General features: G+C 41.9%; 1 protein-coding gene. It reads left to right on the top strand.

Annotation, left to right across the window (positions count from 1 at the left end; translation table 11 throughout):
- Window positions 1–661, top strand: a 661-nt coding sequence (locus R7040_RS27125; RefSeq protein WP_318097692.1) for a methyl-accepting chemotaxis protein, incomplete at both ends; no start/stop codon positions are given.

The following is a 661-nucleotide window of genomic DNA, read 5'->3' as shown; positions in this document are numbered from 1 at the left end:
TTAAGAAAGGATGAATTCTCTTTATTAACCAATGTGAATCACCCTCAATTCATGGAATGGGTAGCCGGATTAGAAAAATCTGAACAGAAAATTGATAAATATCTAGACCAATATGAGAAAGGACTATGGGATCAACGCGACCGAGACGCTTTCAATAAAGTAAAAAGTGCCTGGGTTAAATACAGTGCGTTTAACAATGAATACGCGAAGTTGCTATTGAATAATAAAATCGATGAAGCAAATGAAACATTGTTAAACGGATTTTCTACATTCACACAATTATCCGATGCGATTCGTGATTTAGTGGAACTAAACCAAACCTACGTACAAGAAGATATTGCTAGCGCTCATGAAGCAGTGCGCAGCGCAATCACCTACAGCATTATTGCTATCGTCGCGCTATTGGCACTGAGTTTTACGCTAGGCCTATTCCTAACCAAACAGATCTGCACACCACTAAATTACGTGGTAAACATGGCGTCGAAAATCGCGTCAGGCGACCTAACTTACCAGCTTCCACGTAACAAAATTGGCCATGATGAGCTTGGCACCTTGGCAGATGCCTGCGTTGATATGCAAGCGAAGTTGCTTACTTTGGTCGACAGTATCTCGTCAACCACAGCTCAAGTAGGCACCGCCATTGAAGAAGTGAGCGCGATTT

The organism is Vibrio sp. 1069 (assembly GCF_033340555.1).
This window is presented reverse-complemented; position numbering and strand designations above follow the sequence as displayed.